Genomic DNA, 483 nt, shown 5'->3' with positions numbered 1-483 from the left:
ATGTTGGGGTCCATGCCCTTGCCGTCGTCAGAGATCGACAGCAGGATGTGGTCGCCTTCCTGTTCGGCCGACAGCACCACGCGGCCGGTGCGCGCCTTGCCGGAAGCTTCACGCTCATCGGGCATTTCCACGCCATGGTCGACGGCGTTGCGCACCAGGTGCACCAACGGGTCGGCCAGGGCCTCGACCAGGTTCTTGTCGAGGTCGGTCTCTTCGCCTACCAGCTCCAGGTTGATCTCTTTCTTCAGCTGGCGAGCCAGGTCGCGAACCAGACGCGGGAAGCGGCCGAAGACTTTCTTGATCGGCTGCATGCGGGTTTTCATGACCGCGGTCTGCAGGTCGGCGGTGACCACGTCGAGGTTGGACACGGCCTTGGACATGGCCTCGTCGCCGCTGGTCAGGCCCAGGCGCACCAGGCGGTTACGCACCAGCACCAGTTCGCCGACCATGTTCATGATCTCGTCCAGACGCGCGGTATCGACC

The 483-nt window shown here is 64.2% G+C and carries 1 protein-coding gene; it reads right to left on the bottom strand.

The features are described 5' to 3' along the window. Window positions 1–483 (bottom strand): ATP-binding protein (locus J5M66_RS26600; RefSeq protein ID WP_243433554.1); only part of this gene is annotated, 483 nt, incomplete at both ends.

Origin of the sequence: Pseudomonas sp. 67(2021) (assembly GCF_017491835.1) — a bacterium.
Taxonomy (GTDB): domain Bacteria; phylum Pseudomonadota; class Gammaproteobacteria; order Pseudomonadales; family Pseudomonadaceae; genus Aquipseudomonas; species Aquipseudomonas atacamensis.
The sequence above is the reverse complement of the archived record's forward strand: the minus strand, read 5'-3'. Positions and strand labels throughout refer to the sequence as shown.